Here is a 1,292-nt window from a genome sequence, read left to right as displayed (position 1 = left end):
CTCGTGGTGAGCAGTCCGGTGATCTGGGCCGCTCCGACGCCCGCCGCGAGCCACTGGGCGACGGCCGGGGCCAGGCGGGCGGCCTCCTGCCCGGAGAGGACCAGGCGGGGATCGACCCGTCGCAGGGCGGCGAGTACGGCGACTGCCTGCGGGTCGGCGTCGGCGAGTGGCACCGGGGGTTCCGCCGTCTCGTCGGGCACGGCCGCGGACGCGGGCGGGGCTTCCGCGGCGGTGGGCTGCTTCCGGGGCCGAGGCGGTTTCGGCGGCTCGGGAGGTTCGTCGTCCGAGGTGCCGCCGGGGACGTCGTAGAAGTACGTCCGGGTGCGGATCTGCCCGGTGGACAGGCGCTCGCGGCGGCGTTCCAGGTATCCGGCCGCTTCGAGCTCCCTGAGCGCTCGCGAGATCAGGATCTCGCCCTCGGTGAAGTGCTCGCACAGTGCGGCGATGCTCACCGGGGAGCCGTCGGGCAGGGAGAGGATGTACGCCGCGACGCCGATCGTGACGGCGCTGCCGCGCCGTTGCGCGAGGGCGTTGGAGATCACCGTGAAGTCGGCGGTGAGGCGGGTGCGTACGTGGATCACGCCGGAGGTCGGAGATCCGGCGTCGGCGCGCAGGCGCGCGTTAGACTGCGGGTCAGCCATTGGGAAGGGCTTGCTTCCTGATCGGTCAGGCCCTCGATCGGGATTGCCCTCCCGGCCGGGGGCCGTCTCTGTCTGCGGTTGTCGCGGTGAACGTAACGTTCCGTATCTCTCCCCCGCAAGCCGGTCACCCGGACGGGTGACAGAGAGGGCCGGCGTCCCGCTTTGTGGTGCAAGCGGCCTTGCTCGAAGTGTTCGGGTGAGCCGTACGGCGGCCACCCCATGAGACAACGGCCCCCACATCGCGCGCGGCTGATCTGCCGTCAGTGCCACTGGCGGCCCCTGGACCGTGTCAGTGCCGAAAGGGTGAGCATCTGGCAGGCGAGTGTCACTCGTGCACTCAGATGAGCGGCGTGTGAACACTGGAGGCCGAGGTGCTCACGCTTTTCAGAGGGGTGGGTGCCTCCTGGCCGGGCGTCGAGGGATCGTGTCCCACGACGTGGACGTGGTGCAGGCGGTCAAGCCCTTTGTGCTCCGGTCCGAGGGCCGTGGCGGTCTCCGGGGAAGCGGCAGCCCGCGAAGCGTCCCGCCAGGACGGGCCGGACACTCGATCCGGCGGAGCCGACCGTCCCCCACCTGCGGATTCCGGTGCCTTGTTCCCCTGCGCCACCTGGCGGGACACCATCGTGACGGACGGGTGACATGGGCCGGGAG

Annotated in this window: 1 protein-coding gene; it reads right to left on the bottom strand. The window is 71.3% G+C overall.

The window, feature by feature from the left end:
- Positions 1–641 (bottom strand): hypothetical protein (locus tag C1I97_RS37440; protein ID WP_181447100.1); only part of this gene is annotated, 641 nt, incomplete at its 3' end.
- Positions 642–1,292: the final 651 nt, after the last annotated feature.

Source organism: Streptomyces sp. NTH33 (assembly GCF_003236365.1).
Taxonomy (GTDB): Bacteria; Actinomycetota; Actinomycetes; order Streptomycetales; family Streptomycetaceae; genus Streptomyces.
This window is presented reverse-complemented; position numbering and strand designations above follow the sequence as displayed.